Origin of the sequence: Streptomyces fulvoviolaceus (assembly GCF_000718165.1) — a bacterium.
Lineage (GTDB): Bacteria > Actinomycetota > Actinomycetes > Streptomycetales > Streptomycetaceae > Streptomyces > Streptomyces fulvoviolaceus.
This window is the reverse complement of record NZ_JOEY01000026.1, coordinates 1-17,413: the sequence shown is the minus strand read 5'-3', so window position 1 is coordinate 17,413 and position 17,413 is coordinate 1. Positions and strand designations below refer to the sequence as shown.

Genomic DNA, 17,413 nt, shown 5'->3' with positions numbered 1-17,413 from the left:
TTAGTGGTGCCAGGATGGGGGTTCCGGCACACGAGGGGGCACCACATGACCAGGACCGCGCGCGAGTATCTCAGGGTCTCCATCGACCACAGCGGCCAGGAGCAGAGCCCCGAGGACCAGCACCGGGAGAACCTGGCCGCCGCCGACGAGATCGATGCCGTCCTGGGTGAGCCGTACCGCGACATCGGCAGCGCCAGCCGGTACGCGAAGAAGAGCCGCGACGACTTCGACCGGCTGACAGACGATCTTCGGACGCACGCCTTCGGCGATGCCGGTGACGTCCTGATGATCTGGGAGAACAGCCGGGGGTCCCGCAAGACCGGCGAGTGGTGCACCCTGATCGACCTCTGCGAGGAGGGCGGCTACAAGATCCACGTCACCTCGCACGGCCGGACCTACGACCCGACCAACGGCCGCGACCGTAAGTCCCTCCTGGAAGACGCGGTTGACTCGGAGTTCGAGAGCTACAAGACGCACCGCCGGGTACTCCGGGACGTCACCTCTGCCGCCGCCGACGGCAAGCCGCACGGCGTGTGCCCGTACGGCTACCTGCGCGAGTACAAGATGATCAAAGGCCGCATGAAGCCGGTCCGGCAGTACGTCGACCCCGAGGCCGCGCCCAACGTCGTCGAGCTGTTCGAGCGGCTCAGGGCCGGTCACAGCTTCCGCACCATCGCGGCCGACTGGGCAGCGCGCGGGATCGCCAGCCGACGCGGCACGCCGTTCGGTGCGGCCACCCTGCGGGGCATGGCGACCAAGGTGGCGTACATCGGGCAGCGCTCGCACCACGGCCGGACCACTCAGGCGACCTGGCCCGCGATCACCGATGACCCCGCCTTCGAAGGGACCTTCTGGGCAGTGCAGGCGATCATCACGGACCAGGCCCGGCGGACCGTCCGGCCCGGCGGGGCACGCCACGCGTTCTCCAGCGTGCTGCGCTGCGACGTGTGCTCCGAGGCCATGACGGTCACGTACCGCCGGGCAGGGGGCAAGGACCAGCCCGCCGCCTATCAGTGCCACGGCAAGGGCTGCACGCGGATCAACAAGGACGCGGTCGACGAGATCGTGACCGGCGAGATCATCGCGTACCTGTCCCGCCCCGAGATCCACAAGGAGCTGGCCGCCGACGACGGTGAGAGCCCCGAACTGCACGCGGTCCGGGCGGAGTTGGCGCGCGTACGGCCGCAGCTCGCGGAGATGGAGGAGGCCACCCCCGAGACCCTCGCGGAGGGCCGCGTACTGGCCCGGATGATCGAAGCGAAGGAAGAGGAGATCGCGGCCCTGGAGATCCGGGAGCGCGAGCTGTCAACTCCCCCCGCCCTGGTGGGAGTTCCGGCCGATGACGTCGCCGGATGGTGGAAGGGCGCAGAGGTGTCCACGCGCCGCGCGGTGGCCGCTCTGCTCCTGGTGCCCGCCCTGCTGGGTGAGGTCCGGGTACGGCGGGGGCGGGGCCAGTCCGAGGCCGAGAGGCTCTATTGGAACCAGGAATCCCACGACTCACAAAGTCTGTAGGAATACACAAACCAAAAGCCCCCCCAAGTGGGGGAGGAAAGGCCCGATAAAGCCTCTGTCCTCAGATATAGTGGAACTCGACCTAGACCGCAGGACCCGAATTCGGGACTGCGGTCTTTTACGTTCTGAGGAGACCACCGTGAGCAAGGTGCGGAAGTACATCAATCTCAGCACCCCCGAAATCATCAGGGCCCGCCTTGCGGTCGCCCGGCTGGACGTTCCCGAGCACCGGGCGGCGTACCTGCGGGCCATCGCGAAGCAGGCCCGCGACGAAGCCGACGAGCTGGAGCGCGAGGCCAGCGAGATGCTCACGGACGCCTGAGATCCACCCAGCACCGAGGAACCGGTAAGCGCAACAGCCCCGCCCCGGATCCTGCACAAAGGCACCACGACCGAGACCAGGGAGAACGAAAGATGACCATTCGGAAGAGCCGACATGGCACAGCAAAAAGCCCGCCTCGTGACCGACGAGGCGGACTCTTCAGAACCCGTAATGACCTGTTCCAAGAATAGCGCAGAAAAGCGCCCCTCGGAGACGGCCCGGATACCCGGTGCGGCAACTCTGACGGCATTGCGCGCCCTGTACCGGGGACGGTCGCGATGACCGGCACCGCCGCCGACGCGCTGCTGATGGGTCCTGACCTCTCCCCTGACCTCCAAGAGCTTGCGGACACGATCAAGACGGGCGGGTTCGGCGAGCAGGAGACGCACTGCCCGGCGCATGACGATCACAACCCCTCCCTTGTGATCACGGACACCGACGACAAGGTACTGATCTACTGCCGCGCCGGTTGCTCGACGGTGGACGTGCTGAGCGCCCTCGGTCTCTCCTTTGCCGACCTGTACGCCCCCGAGGCTGACGAGCCCCCCAGCGCCCCCGCAGGGGTCCCTGAGGGCCTGCCCGTGCCGTACCCGGCGCGGTGCACCTACACGTGGGTCAACGAGAACGGGACCCCGCTGTTCACCACGAAGCGAACTCCCAGCAAAGACTTCCCCGTCTACGCGGCCAACGGCACCCCGGGCCTGAACGGCACCCGCAGAGTCCTGTACCGCCTCCCCGAGGTGCTCGCGGCCCTGGAGACCGGCGCCGAGATCCACCTTGCCGAGGGCGAGAAGGACGCCGACGCGCTGACCCTGGCGGGCGTCACGGCGACCACGAACCTCGGGGGCGCGGCCAACTGGAAGGACGCCGACGCCGACACGCTCAAGGGCGCGTCCATGGTCGTCGTGTGGCGGGACCGCGATGCGGCGGGAGAGAAGCGCTCCGCAAAGGTGGGCGAGACCCTGGCCGCCCGTGGCATCCCGTACCGGGTCGTCATGAGCCGCGTGGAGGACGAGAAGGCCGACGCGTACGACCACCTGGCGGCCGGATGGTCCGTGGCCGACGCCGTGCCCGTGACCGGCGCCGAGGTGGCTACGGTCGCGGCCGGTCGTCAGTCATGGATGTCCGACGAGATCGCCGCGTTCATGGCAGTCGAGGGCAACGCGAAGGCGGTCGCTCAGGAGCGTGTCCGCCGGATGGTGCGCAAGACGGTGGACGCGTACGAGGCCAGCGAGCACACGATCCCCGTCGAGTCGGTGTCCGATGCCCTGGACGCCATCCTGAACGGCACGGCGCGCACGGCCTCCCCCACGGTCGGACTCATCGAGGGCCACCGGATGGGACACGGCCTGTTCTACGAAGCCCATGTGAACGGCATCTACGGCGACGGGACGATCGGTAAATCCGTGATGCTCGGGGAGCTTCACGCCCGCACCCTGACCGAGGGCGGCATCGTCGTGCACTGGGAGTACGACAACAACGATCAGTACGCCCTCCTGACCCGGCTCCTGAACGCGGGTGCCAGGGCGGAGGACATCCGGCACCGCTTCCACGTGCTGCGCACCACGGCTGACCGTGACGCTCTCACGCCCGAGGTGAAGGCGAACGTCAAGCTGATCACCCTGGACGCCATGAACTCCGCGATCACATCCCGCAAGCTCGACCCATACCACCCGAGCGGCGTGGACATGGTCATTCAGGAGTGCTTCGCGGAGTTCACCCTTCACGGCGCCTGTGGCGTCTTCATCGACCACGTGGGCCACGGCGACAAGGACCGTCAGGCCGGGTCCGTGCGCAAGTCTCAGGCCGTACAGGGATCGCTGTACGAGGTGCAGAAGGTAGCCACCCTCAGCCCGGGGTCCACGGGCCGCTCACGGCTTGTGCTGCGCAAGGACAACCGGGGCGCCATGGCGCACTTGTTGGACCGGGCGGTGGCCACGGCGGTGATGACGTCCACGGCGGCGCAGGGGCAGCCCGGGAAGGTCTCCACGGTGTTCGAGGAGCCGGACCCCTTCAACGAAGAGCGGTCGGCCCCTGCTCCGGTCAACAACGTCGAACGGATCATCCGAGAGCTGGACGCGGCCGGAGTACCCGACGACGCCAGCATCCGGGGCGCGAAGGGCTTCCTGGCCCTGAACCACGTGGAGATCAAGCACAAGACGGATGACTTCTCTACGGCCATCTCTGCAAGGAAGTTGCGCCTGTCCCCCTCCCCGGGGACTACGTCCCCCGGAGAGAGGGGGACACCGGGTGTCCCCCTGGTGTCCCCCTGGAGGGGGACGGCTAAAGCCCAGGTCAGCCGGGGGTGTCCCCCTGCTGTCCCCTGTACCCCTCCGACCGAGGGGGACACCCCTCTGTACCCCTCCGAGGGGGACACCCCAAATCCATGATCCACCTCAGCCGGCAAACCTTGATCATCCCCGAAGGAGTAACACCATGACCATCCCGAACCCCATCACCGAGGAACTGACCGCCCGCCTGGTCGAAAAGCTCCGTACCCACGTGATCGAGAACCTCGATCTCCTGCTCGGGGGCGCCGACGTCCTGGAGATCATGGACGACTTCGTAGAGGGCCGCTCCGCTCTCGGGTTCTCCCGCGAGGGCGTCGCGATCATCCACCCGAACGCTCCCGAGCCGGACGACTTCCGCCCCGGTACCTACCTCTAGAGATCAAGCGGCGCGCCCCGGGGTCAAAGCCCGGAGACGCGCCTAGGGATCAACGACTACGAAGGAGTCGCACCCATGATCAGCATCCTATTCGTCGTCGCGTTGATCGCCCTCACCATGTGGGCGAAGCACGCGGTGTCGGTGCGGAAGATCCGCAAGGCCGAGCGGGCCCGCGTACGAGCCCTCAACCCGAACCGGTACGGCCGCCGACTGTCCGTGTGGGCCCTGCACAAGGTCTTCGCGCGGCGCTTCCTGTGGCAGGAGCCCACGGCGCCCGTGACGATGCGTACCCCGGTACGGATCGCGCGGCGCGGCCTCTGGCTCACGGTGAAGATCCGGATCGACCGGCACGCCGTGGTCGCCGGGCTCACCGGCTCGGGCAAGAGCTCAACCATGCGCGTGATGAGCGCTCACGCCCTCAAGTCCGGTGCGGGGCTGGAGATTTGGGACCTCAAGCCGGGGGGTCCCGAGGCCGCCGTGTACGCCGGTAAGGCCCGCTGCATAACCAGCCCGGACGGGCTCGTGAGCCGGATCCGTGAGCTTCTGGCTGACCCGGCCCGTGACGGCTCCGAACTCGTGATCATCGTGGACGAGACGTCCTCCGTGGTCCGGAACCTGACCACAAAGCAGTTCGAGGAACTCTGCTCCCTGGTCGACATGGCGCGCATTTTCAAGATCAGGCTGTGGTTCGGGATCCAACACCCGTCCAGGGTCAACCTGCCGTCGGAGATCCAGGCCAACATCGATCTCACGCTGGCCCACCGCGTGCACTCCCGGATTGAGTCCGACGTCGTGTTCCCGTCGCTCCCCGACTGGATGCCGCATGAGCTGATCGGCGCGGGAGCCCTGCTGATCCACGCGGCCAAGCGCAAGCCGCACAAGCTCTCCGCCTTCTGGCTCAGCCCGGAGCGGTTCGTGGCCCTGCCCGATGCCCCCCTGGGGTACCCGGAGCCGGACTCTGGTCCGGTTACCGCCCCGGTACCGGCGATCACGCTTTCCAAGCTCCCCGAGGCCGCGCCGGTGCCCAAGCCGGTGCCCCTGAGCGACAACCAGCAGCTTGTCTGCCTCGCCCTGGAGATCGCCGAGCGCCCGATGGAGGCGAAAGAGGTCATCGACGCCACCGGCCTGCCCCAGAACCGCGTCTCCGATGCCCTGAAGGCCCTGGTCGGCAAGGGAGTCCTGGTCAAGGACGCCGACGACTACCCCGCGCTCTTCACCCTCGCCCCGAAGGACGGCCAGTCATGAAGTTCCGTACCGAGAACCGCACCCGCAGCGCCCCCAAGACCATCGACGGTGTGACGCACCTGGTGGACGAGGTGCACAAGGTCCAGGTCGGCATCCCCCCGAAGGACCGGGACGCGCAGGCCGTGAAGGCCGTGACCGCGCTGGCCGTGTTCATCCTGACCGGCGCCATCGTGTGGAGCACGGTTGCCATCGGCGCCCTGCTCAGCACCGCGTTCAACCCGGTGATCAGCTACGGGATCGCGGCCGTGTTCGATGCCGCGTGGATCGGCTGCCTGACCCTGGAGTGGATCGCCCGGTACGACTCCGAGCGGTCCGCCCTGCCCCGGTGGGCGGGCTGGGGCGCCCTGGTGCTGTCCATGACCCTGATCGCGGCCCACGGGTCCCTGAGCGGCAACCTGTGGATCGGTATCGCGGGCGCCGGGGTCTCCCTGGTGGCAAAAGGCTTCTGGGCGATCATGATGCGGACCACTGAGGCGCGGCTCGACCCGGCCACGGCCGGTTGGGTGCGCGCTGAGCGCTCCGTGGTCGACGGACAGCGGGCCATGGTGGCCGTACAGCGCCAGCTCCAGCGCTCACGAGCGCTCGCCATGGACGAGGCGCAGGCCCTGAGCGGCTCGGGTGAACTGACCGGGGTCACGTGGGGCACCGACGACCGGGGCGGGCTCACTCCCGAGCGGCTCAGCGAGGCCCTGCGGGAAGAGATCACGACCGCGAGCGCTCCTGAGCCGACGGAGAGCGGCTCTGAGCGCTCAAGCCCTGAGCGCTCAGAGCGCCATGAGCGGCTCCGTGAGCTCCTGGTGGACCAGCCGAACCTGACCGGCCCTCAGGCCGCCCAACTCCTCAAGGTCAGCCCGGCCACGGCCAAGCGTGATCTCAGCGCAGTACGAGTGAACGGGAGCGGATCATGACTGCTGCCATGGTGTCCCTGATCATGACCGTCGTCGCCCTGGTGGTGTTCTTCGTCTCCGGCGGCAAGGACAAGCTCCGGCTGATCATCGGCGCCCTGTGGGGCGTCACCCTGGGGGTATCCCTCGGGTCCACGATCTCCGGTGCCCTCGGTGCCACGTTCGCCGCGATCGGCACGATGTTCGGGGCGATGTAGCAGCCCCGTGACGCCCCCTGGCGGCCGTTCTGCGGCCCTGGGGGGCATTCCGTGTCCCAGATACCCGACCCGGGGTACGGACGCGCTACAGAGGCGTACAGGGCTTCGGATCACGTACACTGATCATGCTAGGTCGCGGCCGGATACGCCCCAGGGGGGCCGATTCCACCGCTTGACCTCCGGCAGGACCCCGAGCGGGGGCGCGGAGCGCACCGCAGGGACCGCCACCGGGACACGCGTGGTCACATCCGCCTGAACCCTGGAGATCCTCCGTGCCTGCTGCACCCGACCTCAAGACCGCCACGCGCGCTCAGCTGGAAGCCTGGCTGACCGGCGCCACCCACCCCGAGATCCTCGCCGAGAAGCGGCGCATGGACGAAGCCGGTGACATCCCCGGCGGTCTCGCCGGTGGCTTCTACCTCGGTCTCTCGAACGCGATCAAGAAGGAAGACATCCGCGCCATGGCTGAGTCCGGCTCGACTGAGGCCGGTACCGGCTTCGGCTCCGGGGGCGGTCGCCGCACCCCTGCCCGCACCGAGAGCCACAACCGCGCCATGCGCGTCCTGGACAGCCTCACGCGGTCCGGAGACCTCCCCGCGTACGGTGCCGAGCGCGTCGAGAGCCTGCTGAACACCGGTCTCCCGACCTCCCGCAACCTGGTCGCCCGGTGGGCCCTGGCCGCCGGTGACGAGCACTACGCGACCGCGTTCGCCCGGCTGGCCGCCGACCCCGAGCGCGGGCATCTGATGTGGACGCCGGAAGAGTCCGAGGCGTACCGCCGCGCGGTCAACGTGCAGTCCGAGATGCGCGCCATGTCGACGACCGGAAACGCGGGGGGCTACCTCATCCCCCTCACGCTGGACCCGGCCGTGATCCTCACGAACGACGGCAGCAACAACCCGATGCGCCGGATCTCCCGCGTGGTGCAGACCGTGACCAACGAGTGGCGCGGCGTGACCAGCGCGGGCGTGAGTGCCCAGTGGATCGCCGAGGCGACCGAGGTTGCCGACGTGACGCCGACGATCGCTCAGCCGCCCATCCCGGTGTACAAGGGTGACGCGTTCACTCAGTACTCCTTCGAGGTGGGCATGGACGCTGTCGACCTCCTGGGGCAGCTGAAGATGGTGCTTGCCGACGCGGCGGACCAGTTGCAGGCCACGGCCTTCACGACCGGCCCCGGCTCGACCGCACCCACCGGCATCGTGACGGCCCTCGCAGGTACGGCCAGTGAGATCAACACCACCGGCTCCGAGGCCATGGTGTCGAGTGACGCGTACGCGCTTCAGAACGCGCTCGGTCCGCGCTGGCAGCCCAACGCTCAGTGGATCATGGGTCTTCCCACCATGAACACCTTCCGTCAGTACGAGACCACGGCCGGTGCGCTGAAGTTCCCCGAGCTGACCGGCAATCCGCCGTACCTGCTCGGTCGTCCGGTCCACGAGAACAGCAACATGGACTCCACGCTGAACGTGGCCGCCACACAGTCCAACTACGTGGCCGTGTATGGAGACTTCAGGAACTTCGTGATCGTCGATCGCATCGGCTCGACTCTCGAACTGATCCCCAACATGTTCGGCTCGAACAGGCTTCCGACTGGTCAGCGTGGTGCGTTGCTGTGGTTCCGCACTGGCTCCGACTCGGTCAACGATGGTGCGTTCCGCATGCTCGACATCCCGACGACCGCGTGACCCGCAGCAGTGATCGCGTAATGTGATCTCTGTACCGTGGGCAACAGGCCCTGATCATCACCGCTTCGATCCCGGTGATTGTTCAGGGCCTGTTTGCTTTGCAATTTGCAGTCAAGGATTCTGCCACCCTATAGTGATCCATTTGCAGTGCAAACAAGATCGCGGGGGTTGACTGTAAATCCCTCCCCGGGCTGATCATGCCTCTGACCTGCGATTATGTCCGGAGGTAGGGGGGTGGATCATGAACGGGCATGATCCTTTGTCGACCACACAGCCCTTGTGATCATCTTCCGACTCTACGCTTCAGCAAAGGTTCGCTGTAACGGATCATCAAACGTGCAGGTCAGAGGCCTGTGTCGGCTAACAGATTGGAATGATCCACTACACTCCAGCAAACGCAAAGCCGTTGCGCCAGGCAAGCGAATTGCTGCAAATTCGCATGCCGTACGCTGATCACGAGGGATCGTGGGGCGCGCCCTCCTGGTGGGGCCTGGGTCATGGGGATGTTCCCAGGTTCCGCCACCCACCGGCCGTGATCACTCCGGCTTGACGACGTAGCTCCCCATCCCGTTGACCGTCTCCACCAGGCCTTCGTCCTTGAGTACCTGGGTCGCCTTGCGGAGCGTGTCCCGCGCCACCCCGTACGTGGCTTCCAGCTCGACCATGGACGGGATGCGCCTGCCCGGCGGGATCTTCCCGGACGCGATCTGCTCGCGCAGGTCGTCGGCGACCTGCCGGTACGGCGGTACGGGGCTCTCCCGGTCGATGCTCATGATCCAGTCTTAGCCGCCCACCCCGGGCCTGCCATAGCTACCCCATACCACCCCCGGGGGTAGTACGGTTCATAGGACCAGCGAACGAGGGAGCGGACCATGGACATCAGGGAACCGGTCTACGGGACCGCCGCCGACGACCTGCGTGACGAGCTGGCCGACACGGGCTCCGGCCCGATCGGCCTGAAGAAGACCGCGATCTGGGTCGGTGACGGACCCGAGAAGCACGCCGCGTATGCCGCCTGGAAGATCCACCTGCGCACCTGTGAGGCATGCTCCGCCGACTGCGGATGCGGCACCGAACAGACCCTGTGGGCCGCGTACCGCGCCCTCTGACCGCCACAGACCGCGCCCCCGGCTTCCCCCCGCCGGGGGCGCACCCATGTCCGCGCTTAGGATCGGTCCTGGGCAAGATCTACACACACTTAGAAACTTCTGCGTGTACGGCGCGATGTGGGCGGCGGCGCTGATCTCGGCGGCGTTCACGGCGGACACGGTGCGGCAGGCCGTGGACCAGGCCCTGGCCGTCATCCCCGCGAGCAGCCGCCTCGCCCGCACCGTCCGCCGGGTGGTCTCCCTCCACGACACCCGGATGACCTGGGAGGACACCCTCACCACGGTTGCCGAGGAGACCGCGGGGCTCGGCTGGATCCACACCATCCCGAACGCCGCCGTCCTCACCGCCGGGCTGCTGTACGGCGACGGCGACTTCACGCGCACCATCACGCTCACCGTCCGCGGGGGCCTGGACACCGACTCCAACGGCGCGACCGCGGGCTCGGTGGCCGGCGTACTGACCGGCGCGGACGCCATCCCGGCCCAGTGGAAGGAGCCCCTGGAGGACAGGGTCCGCAGCGCGGTGTTCGGCTTCGACGGGGTGCACATCAGCGAGCTGGCGGAGCGGACGGTGCGGTTGGCGGAGACGGAGGTCTAGCCGACCGGCACGGGGGTTTTGGCGAATGCCTCCGCCGTCACCCCCATCCCCCGCAACAGCAGCCGCTCGCGCACCCCGTCCGGCAGGAACCGCAGGAGGGCGAGGGCGCGGCCGTCCCGGCCCGTCGTGTAGAGCGTGGCGGGGCGGCGTGCGGTCAGGGCCCGGACGATCGCGGTCACGGCCGGGTCGACGGGTCCGAGCGTCTGGCGGGCGGCTGTCGTCCGTACGGCGTCCAGGGCCCGGGCGTACAGCTGCTGGGTCTCGGACGATCCCGCCCAGCCCGTCTCCGCGCTCGCCTTGTCCGCGGTGGCGAAGATCGGGGTGTCCATGGCGCCGGGTTCGACGAGGGAGACCTTGACGCCCTGGTGCCGCAGCTCCATGCGCAGGGCCTGGGTGAGCGCCGAGAGGGCGGCCTTGGAGGCGGCGATCGGGCCGAAGAAGGGCGGGGGGACTCGCGCGGAGACCGCGCCGACGTTGACGATACGGCCGCTCGCCGACCGCAGGGCGGGCAGGAACGCCCGGATCACCGCCGTCTGGCCGATCACGTTGATCTCGAACTGGCGGCGCCACGCCTCGGCGGGGGTCAGTTCGACCGGCCCCTGCCCCATGACGGCGGCGCTGTTGACGAGGCCGTCGAGCCTGGGCCCGACCGTCTCGGCCGCGGTGGCGAGGGACTCCTCGTCGGTCAGTTCCATGCGGACGGGCGTGTATCCGGCGTCCCGCAGCGCGGCCGCGTCCGTCGGCTTCCGGTGGGCCGCGTACACGATCCAGCCGTCCGCGTGCAGTCTGCGGGCGACGGCGGACCCGACACCACCGGTGGCGCCGGTGACGAGGACTGTACGGGGAGGGGTGAGCTCAGCCACAAGGGCCGCCTTTCAACAGGGAGTTGACCTGGGAGGTCGCTGTCCCTCCCACCCTCCGGCAGGTCGCGGCCCGGTTGAAGAGTGCAGAATTTACTGGTGCCGACGACACCACCACCGGAGACGACACCGCCCCCGCCCACCAAGGACCACGGCCGCAAGGCCCTCGGCGCCTTCCTGCGCTCCCGCCGCGAGCGCGCCGACCCCGCGCACACCGGCCTGCCGCCGGGCGGCCGCCGCCGTACGCCGGGCCTGCGCCGAGAGGAGGTCTCCCTGCTCTCCGGGGTGAGCCTGACCTGGTACACCTGGCTCGAACAGGGCCGCGACATCAACGTCTCGCCGCAGATCCTGCTCGCCCTGACCCGTGCACTCCAGCTGGACGAGGTGGAGCGCGCGCACCTGTTCCGCCTCGCCGGACTGCCCGTCCCCGAACCTGCCGAACGCTCCTTCGACGTGCCGGCCGCGGTCCGCACGTTCCTGGACACGCTGATGCCCAACCCGGCGTTCGTGATCGACCGTTGCTTCGACATCCTGGCCTGGAACCGGGCGCAGGAGCGGATCCTGGGCAGCGCCCTGCTCGACCGGCCGCGCCGGGAGCGGAACAGCGTGTGGATGCTGTTCCGCGAGCCCCTGCTGCGCAGGCTGATGCCGGAGTGGGAGGCGGAGGCGCGCTGGCTGGCCGGACTCCTGCGGCAGCAGGCGGCGTACGAGCTCGACAACCCCCGGTTCACGGAACTGGTCGACGAGCTCCTCGCCACCAGCCCGGAGTTCGCCGCCCTCTGGAAGGACCACGACGTCGTCGAGTTCCGCTCCTCGGTCCGCCGTTACGACCACCCGGCGGTGGGCGCGTTCGAGGTGTCGTATGTCCGGATGGCGCTGGAGGAGGCGCCCTGGCTGAGCATGATCTGCCACTTCCCCGAGCCGGGCAGCGAGGCGGAGGCACGCCTGCGCGAACTGGTCACGGGCAGCCGATGACCGGCGCGACCGACACTGCCTCGGCCATGGGGCGTGCGACCCGCCGCGTGGCCAACGGCTGTCTCGTCCTGCTGATCGTCCCGGCGTGCCTGGTCGCCTACTTCTGGTACACGGTCTGGCATGCGGGGCACGTGAACAGCGAGCGCGAGGAGGACGCCCTCGCCTCGGTGCTCCAGGGCGCCCGCGAGGACGGGGACGGCACGGCCCGTGCGCTCGCCGCGAGCCGTAGCACCGGCACGGACGCGCTGACCGGGCTGGTCTGGCAGCACACCGAGGCTCCGTTGATCACGTACGACTCGGCGCGCCGAGCGTTCACGGCGACCGCGTTCAGATCCGCCGTGTACGACGAGGAAGCGCTCCTCTTCGTACACGGCGGCCCCACCCAGGTGCAGCGCTGCCTCGGGTTCGTCTACACCCGCCGCGCGGACCGGACTTGGACAACGAAGGTGACCGTGCGGGACGACGCCGTATGCCGTCCGAGCGAACGGATCCGCAGCCTGACCGAACTGGCGCGCACACGCATCACGAACATGTACGCCGCCGATCTGACCCGCACGGGGGTGAGGCAGGCTCTCGGTCCCACCTTCGACGTCAGGGAGGTGGTGCGGAAAGGGGAGACGGCCACCGTCGACGTCCTCGTGCACGACGACGTCGACCCGCCCGCGACGGTCGAGCAGTGCTACCGGTTCACCCGCAGCATCGACCCCGACGACAGCGAGCACTCCGCCACCGTCGTTGCGGCGACCACGTGCTGAACGGCCTGGTTACCCTTCCTCAATGACCACCACCCAAGACTTCGCCACGTACATCGCGGGTCTCCCCCGCGTCCTCGCCGGCGCCGCCGCCCTCTTCCGCGACGCCGAGGGCCGCGTCCTGCTCGTCGAGCCCAACTACCGTGAGGGCTGGGCACTTCCGGGCGGCACGATCGAGTCCGACGAGGGCGAGACCCCGCGCCAGGGCGCGCGCCGCGAGACCACCGAGGAGATCGGCCTCGACCGCGAACTCGGCCGGCTGCTCGCGGTGGACTGGGTGCACGGGACGGCCCGCCCGCCCCTGGTGGCGTACCTGTACGACGGCGGCGTCCTCGCCGAGGACGACTTCAAGGCGATCCGGTTGCAGGAGGAGGAACTGCTGTCCTGGCGACTCGTCCCGCGCGAGGAACTCCCCGAGTACCTGCCGGGCTCGTCGGGCCGCCGGGTGCTGGCCGCCCTTGATGTCCTCGTTGAGGGCTCGGGGACGGCGGAACTGGAGAACGGCCACCGAGTGGGCTGACCCACGGACGACACTCCCCCGGAGTTGGGGGAGCAGACCGCCGCGAAGAGCGGTCTGCTCCCATCCCCCGGCAACGCCCCCGGCCGCGGCTAGGCAGCCGGATGGCTCAAGGTGGGCGTCTCAACTGCGAGTCGTGCGGGCCCCCGGACCGCGCGTGCCCGAACGCCTGCCACGGTGAAGGCGATTCCGATGGTGACCTCGAAGACGGGCCCGTCGACCGGCAGGGGAACCATGGCGCACGCACCGGCGACGATCAGTGCGATGCCGCAGATCTTGGGAAGGACCCGTGCCTTCAGGGTCGCGATGCCCAGCAGGACGAAGGTGGAGTTGGCGAACCACGCGGCTATGGCCGCCGCTGCCAGGCGTCCGGGAGTATCGCCGTCGAGGACCTGGGCCGCGTCGTTTGCGAAGGTCGGCGCGATGAAGAGGTCCGCGAACATCCATCCCCCTTGAAGTGCCATGTTGGCCAGGCATGCGGCGACGGCGACGAGCCCGAGCCGGCCGGCCCGGTCGGCCTGGCGGGCATGGATCGCGACCAGCCCCCACGTCATGAGGATCGCCCCCGCGAAGCGGAGCGCCGAGGAGACGGCGAACGTGCCGGTGACGACCTCGTCGGAGAAGTGCTCGTAGTGCGGCGGCAGAAGCCGGAGGAAGGCCCCGACGGCCAGCAGCAGACCTCCCAGGACTGCGGCAACGGTCCCTGCGCGAATGAATCGGTCCATCATCGAGCTCCCTTGCCCTGGGTCGGCTCCGGCCCGCTCGGGCCACCGGTATGGACGGTAGGAAAGTGGGACCGGACGTGTCGTCAGTCCGCGGACAGGGGCAGTCGCGCCGCACGGGCTACGCCGGATCCCTCTCAGGGCAGACGCGGCGCCGACGGGCCAGGACTATGGTTCGCTCATGCAGGCCCAAGGGCTCGGTTCCGCTGTGCGGGGCGTGGCGAGGTCGCCGTTGCTCGATGTCGTCCTGGCGCTCCTGCTGACCGCCTACGTCGGTCTCGACGCGCTCCACACCTCGGACTGGCCCGAGCCTCGGTGGGCGTCGGCGGCGCTGGCCATGACGTCCGCCGCGTTCCTGGCGGTACGACGTGTCTGTCCGCTGATCTCGTTCACCGGTGCCCTCGGGGCACTGGCGGCCGTGTATGTGGCCCTCGGGCACTACGAGACGGGCTCATCGGTGCTGGTCGCACTCGTGGCCGCGTACTCCGCAGGTGCCTACGGCGGCAACCTGCCCTTCGCGCTGGCCCTGCTCGCGGGGTTCGCCGCGACCACGGGGCTCGGACAGCCCGCGCAGGAGGCGGTTCCCGACCTGTTGTGGACCTTCACCGCCCTGTCCCTCCCGCTCGCCGTCGGTCTGACGGCGCAGCGGCTGCGCAGCCGGGTCCAGACCGCGGAGCGCCGCGCCGACCTTCTGAAGCGGGAACAGCAGGCGCTGGCCGAGGCTGTCGCCGACGAGGAACGACGCCGTATCGCGCGCGAACTGCACGACGTCATCAGCCATGGACTCGGGGTGGTCGTCCTCCATGCCGGCGCGGCCGAGCAGGTCCTCGACGTCGACCCGGGCAAGGCTCGCGAGGCTCTCCGGCTGATCCGCACGACGGGGCAGGAGGCGATCGCGGAGCTGGGCACACTGGTCGGGCTGATACGCGACGAGCCGAGGCCGGAACTCCACCCTCAGCCGACCCTGAGCGACGTCGAACGGTTGGTCGCCACGACGAGGACGGCAGGGCTCGCGGTGCGGCTCCGGACCGAGGGAATGGAGCGTGACCTGCCCGCGAGCGTCGAGCTCAACGCGTACCGCGTGGTCCAGGAGGGACTCACCAACGTGCTCAAGCACGCCGGCCGGGCCGAGGTGCGGGTCGTCCTGCGCTACTGCCACGACGGCGTCGAGGTGGAGATCGCCGACGACGGCACCGGCGCCAGTCCGGGCCCCGGCGCCCACAGGGGCCTGATCGGACTGCGAGAGCGCGTCGCGGTGTTCGGTGGCCGGTTCGAGGCCGGGCCCGATCCACGAGGAGGCTGGAAGGTCAACGCCTCCTTCCCCACCACGTCATGATCCGCCTCCTCCTCGCCGACGATCAGGCCGTCGTACGTGCGGGCCTGCGCACCATCCTGGGGGCCCGGGCGGATCTGGAGGTCATCGCCGAGGCAGCCGATGGTGCCGAAGCGGTGACGCTCGCCAAAGCGTTGAAACCCGACGTCGTCATGATGGACATCCGTATGCCTGTGGTCGACGGCATCGAGGCGACCCGCCGGCTTGCCGCACTACCCAACCCGACCCGGGTACTTGTGCTGACCACATACGGCATCGACGAGTACGTCTATGAGGCACTGCGGGCCGGCGCAGCAGGGTTCCTTCTCAAGACCGATCCGCCGGACCGCATCGTGGACGCGGTCCGCGTCGTCGCCGCCGGAGACGCCCTCCTCGGGCCCGATACCACCCGTCGGCTCATTGAACGCTTCCTCGCAAGCCCCCCGCCCCACGCCTCTCGCCCGGCAGAGCTGAGCACCCTCACCAGTCGCGAACTCGACGTACTGCGCCAGGTGGCACGCGGACTGTCCAACCAGGAGATCGCCACCGGCCTGTTCATCGGAGAGGGCACCGTCAAGACACACGTCGCACGCATCCTCGCCAAACTCGGCCTCCGCGACCGGGTACAAGTCGTCGTGTACGCCTATGAACACGCCCTCGTCCACCCCGGGGAGGCAGGCCGCCCGTAGCCGGGCCGGTGCCCTGATATCCGTTCGCGTCCGAGCGCGCAGGCGTCCTACCCTCAGCCCATGAACAAGCCTCTCGTCGCCGTCCTCAGTGGCGCAGGCATCTCCACCGATTCCGGGATCCCTGATTATCGAGGACCCAACGGGCTGTGGCGACGGGATCCAGGGGCCGAGAAGCTCGTGACGTACGAGTACTACATGGGCGATCCCGAGATCCGGCGACGGTCGTGGCAGATGCGGCGGAAGAATCGGACGCTGAAGGCCGAGCCGAACGCCGCGCACCTTGCCGTGGCCGAGCTGGAGCAGTCCGGGGTGCCTGTCAGAGTGATCACTCAGAACGTCGACGGGCTGCACCAGCTCGCCGGGATGCCCGCCCGCAAGGTGCTCGAACTGCACGGCAGCGCGCGGAGTTTCGTGTGTACGAAGTGTCATGCGCGCGGGCCGATGGAGGATGCGCTCGCCCGGGTCGAGGCCGGGGAGGACGATCCGCCGTGTCTGGAGTGCGGCGGGATCCTCAAGTCGGCGACCGTGATGTTCGGCGAGCGGCTCGACCCGGTCGTGCTCGGTGAGGCGGTCGCGATCACCAAGGCCTGCCAGGTGTTCATCGCCGTCGGCAGCAGTCTGCAGGTGCAGCCCGCCGCCGGGCTCGCGGGTGTCGCCGCCGACCACGGGGCACGGCTCGTCATCGTCAACGCCGAGCCGACGCCGTACGACGAGATCGCCGACGAAATCGTCCGCGAGCCGATTGGAACCGCTCTGCCGGAGCTGCTGCGGGGGCTTCGGGAGAGCAGCCGCTAGCGTGAATTTCGGTGGACGTTCCGTGGCCGGCCCGGACAGTGTGTGCGCATGCCATTCATTCGCGCCACGATCAGCGACCCCCACCTCGACCGAGCCACTCAGGAGACCCTCGCCAAGGGCCTGACCCAACTGTCGGTCGCGGTCCTCGACAAGCCGCTCGAGCGGACCAGCGTGCATCTCAACCTCGTGCCCGCCGAGCGGTACTTCGTCGCGGGTGAGCCCGTCGGTGAGGCCACCGGAGCGCATGTCGAGGTCAGCATCACGGCCGGCACCAACAGTGCCGATGAGAAGGCCCGGTTCATCAGGGAGACCTATGAACTCCTGCGCACCACACTGGGGTTGCTGCCGCCCGTGGCGGGCGTGGCGCTGTACGAGATGCATCCGGAGAGCTACGGATACAACGGTGTGACGCAGTTCGACCACCGGCGCGGGAATCCCCAACGGGGGCTCTAGGCGCTGTTTCTCGGATCATGTGCGGAGCCAGATGATGAGGGCTGCAAGGGTGACGGTGCCGAGGTAGGTGTAGGCCCGTTTCTCGTAGCGGGTGG

General features: G+C 68.9%; 19 protein-coding genes and 1 pseudogene. 17 read left to right on the top strand and 3 right to left on the bottom strand.

The genetic code is table 11. The features are described from left to right. Window positions 1-45 precede the first annotated feature (45 nt). From IG08_RS0127180 to IG08_RS0127145, 8 genes are all read left to right on the top strand, one after another. Complete coding sequence (locus IG08_RS0127180) at window positions 46-1,512, top strand: recombinase family protein (protein ID WP_030607692.1); 1,467 nt, start codon at window positions 46-48, stop codon at window positions 1,510-1,512. Window positions 1,513-1,651: 139 nt separating this feature from the next. After that, entirely contained in the window at window positions 1,652-1,834 is a 183-nt protein-coding gene (locus IG08_RS0127175) for a hypothetical protein (RefSeq protein WP_030607689.1), read from the top strand. 278 nt (window positions 1,835-2,112) lie between these two features. Further along, window positions 2,113-4,224 carry a bifunctional DNA primase/helicase gene (locus IG08_RS0127170; protein WP_030607687.1) on the top strand — a complete coding sequence of 704 codons (2,112 nt, stop codon included), beginning with the start codon at window positions 2,113-2,115 and terminating at the stop codon, window positions 4,222-4,224. 46 nt (window positions 4,225-4,270) lie between these two features. After that, window positions 4,271-4,501 carry a hypothetical protein gene (locus tag IG08_RS0127165; RefSeq protein ID WP_030607684.1) on the top strand — a complete coding sequence of 77 codons (231 nt, stop codon included), beginning with the start codon at window positions 4,271-4,273 and terminating at the stop codon, window positions 4,499-4,501. A gap of 75 nt (window positions 4,502-4,576) precedes the next feature. Then, on the top strand, window positions 4,577-5,746 hold the full coding sequence (locus IG08_RS0127160) for a hypothetical protein (RefSeq protein ID WP_030607681.1): 1,170 nt from the start codon (window positions 4,577-4,579) through the stop codon (window positions 5,744-5,746). Beyond that, entirely contained in the window at window positions 5,743-6,654 is a 912-nt protein-coding gene (locus tag IG08_RS55980; protein ID WP_052424904.1) for a helix-turn-helix domain-containing protein, read from the top strand. Before IG08_RS0127160 ends, IG08_RS55980 begins: the two co-directional genes overlap by 4 nt. Then, on the top strand, window positions 6,651-6,848 hold the full coding sequence (locus IG08_RS0127150) for a hypothetical protein (RefSeq protein ID WP_158812286.1): 198 nt from the start codon (window positions 6,651-6,653) through the stop codon (window positions 6,846-6,848). The genes IG08_RS55980 and IG08_RS0127150 overlap by 4 nt, the downstream gene beginning before the upstream one ends. Before the next feature lie 272 nt (window positions 6,849-7,120). Next, window positions 7,121-8,536 (top strand): phage major capsid protein, encoded by a 1,416-nt coding sequence (locus IG08_RS0127145; RefSeq protein WP_052424903.1) that lies wholly within the window; start codon window positions 7,121-7,123, stop codon window positions 8,534-8,536. 536 nt (window positions 8,537-9,072) lie between these two features. Here IG08_RS0127145 and IG08_RS0127140 read toward each other — a convergent pair. After that, window positions 9,073-9,309, bottom strand: coding sequence for a GntR family transcriptional regulator (locus tag IG08_RS0127140; protein ID WP_030607660.1), 237 nt, complete (start codon window positions 9,307-9,309; stop codon window positions 9,073-9,075). Window positions 9,310-9,408: 99 nt separating this feature from the next. On the opposite strand from IG08_RS0127140, the gene IG08_RS0127135 reads away from it, so the two are divergent. After that, entirely contained in the window at window positions 9,409-9,645 is a 237-nt protein-coding gene (locus IG08_RS0127135) for a hypothetical protein (protein ID WP_030607657.1), read from the top strand. 103 nt (window positions 9,646-9,748) lie between these two features. Then, window positions 9,749-10,243 (top strand): annotated as a pseudogene (locus IG08_RS0127130) (ADP-ribosylglycohydrolase family protein); the annotation flags it as partial. Here IG08_RS0127130 and IG08_RS0127125 read toward each other — a convergent pair. Continuing rightward, window positions 10,240-11,106 (bottom strand): SDR family NAD(P)-dependent oxidoreductase, encoded by an 867-nt coding sequence (locus tag IG08_RS0127125; RefSeq protein ID WP_052424902.1) that lies wholly within the window; start codon window positions 11,104-11,106, stop codon window positions 10,240-10,242. The pseudogene IG08_RS0127130 and the gene IG08_RS0127125 overlap by 4 nt on opposite strands. A 96-nt stretch (window positions 11,107-11,202) precedes the next feature. On the opposite strand from IG08_RS0127125, the gene IG08_RS0127120 reads away from it, so the two are divergent. From IG08_RS0127120 to IG08_RS0127110, 3 genes are read left to right on the top strand one after another with little or no spacing between them, the layout of a single operon-like run. Further along, window positions 11,203-12,078 (top strand): helix-turn-helix transcriptional regulator, encoded by an 876-nt coding sequence (locus IG08_RS0127120; RefSeq protein ID WP_052424901.1) that lies wholly within the window; start codon window positions 11,203-11,205, stop codon window positions 12,076-12,078. A 26-nt stretch (window positions 12,079-12,104) separates the two neighbouring features. Further along, window positions 12,105-12,833: a hypothetical protein gene (locus IG08_RS0127115; protein WP_158812285.1), complete on the top strand. Its 729-nt coding sequence runs from the start codon at window positions 12,105-12,107 to the stop codon at window positions 12,831-12,833. 22 nt (window positions 12,834-12,855) lie between these two features. Continuing rightward, entirely contained in the window at window positions 12,856-13,350 is a 495-nt protein-coding gene (locus IG08_RS0127110; protein ID WP_030607641.1) for an NUDIX domain-containing protein, read from the top strand. Between the two features lie 89 nt (window positions 13,351-13,439). On the opposite strand, the gene IG08_RS0127105 is transcribed toward IG08_RS0127110, so the two are convergent. Next, window positions 13,440-14,072 carry a hypothetical protein gene (locus tag IG08_RS0127105; protein WP_030607639.1) on the bottom strand — a complete coding sequence of 211 codons (633 nt, stop codon included), beginning with the start codon at window positions 14,070-14,072 and terminating at the stop codon, window positions 13,440-13,442. Window positions 14,073-14,250: 178 nt separating this feature from the next. Here IG08_RS0127105 and IG08_RS0127100 point away from each other — a divergent pair, with 178 nt between their 5' ends. The 4 genes from IG08_RS0127100 to IG08_RS0127085 are packed head-to-tail and all read left to right on the top strand — an operon-like array spanning window position 14,251 to window position 17,318. Beyond that, complete coding sequence (locus tag IG08_RS0127100) at window positions 14,251-15,405, top strand: sensor histidine kinase (protein WP_078655774.1); 1,155 nt, start codon at window positions 14,251-14,253, stop codon at window positions 15,403-15,405. Further along, window positions 15,402-16,070, top strand: a complete 669-nt coding sequence (locus IG08_RS0127095; RefSeq protein WP_030607631.1) for a response regulator — start codon at window positions 15,402-15,404, stop codon at window positions 16,068-16,070. The genes IG08_RS0127100 and IG08_RS0127095 overlap by 4 nt, the downstream gene beginning before the upstream one ends. A 60-nt stretch (window positions 16,071-16,130) precedes the next feature. After that, window positions 16,131-16,865, top strand: coding sequence for an SIR2 family NAD-dependent protein deacylase (locus tag IG08_RS0127090; RefSeq protein ID WP_030607628.1), 735 nt, complete (start codon window positions 16,131-16,133; stop codon window positions 16,863-16,865). Between the two features lie 48 nt (window positions 16,866-16,913). Beyond that, a complete protein-coding gene (locus IG08_RS0127085) occupies window positions 16,914-17,318 on the top strand; it encodes a tautomerase family protein (protein ID WP_030607625.1) in 405 nt (134 codons plus the stop codon). Window positions 17,319-17,413: the final 95 nt, after the last annotated feature.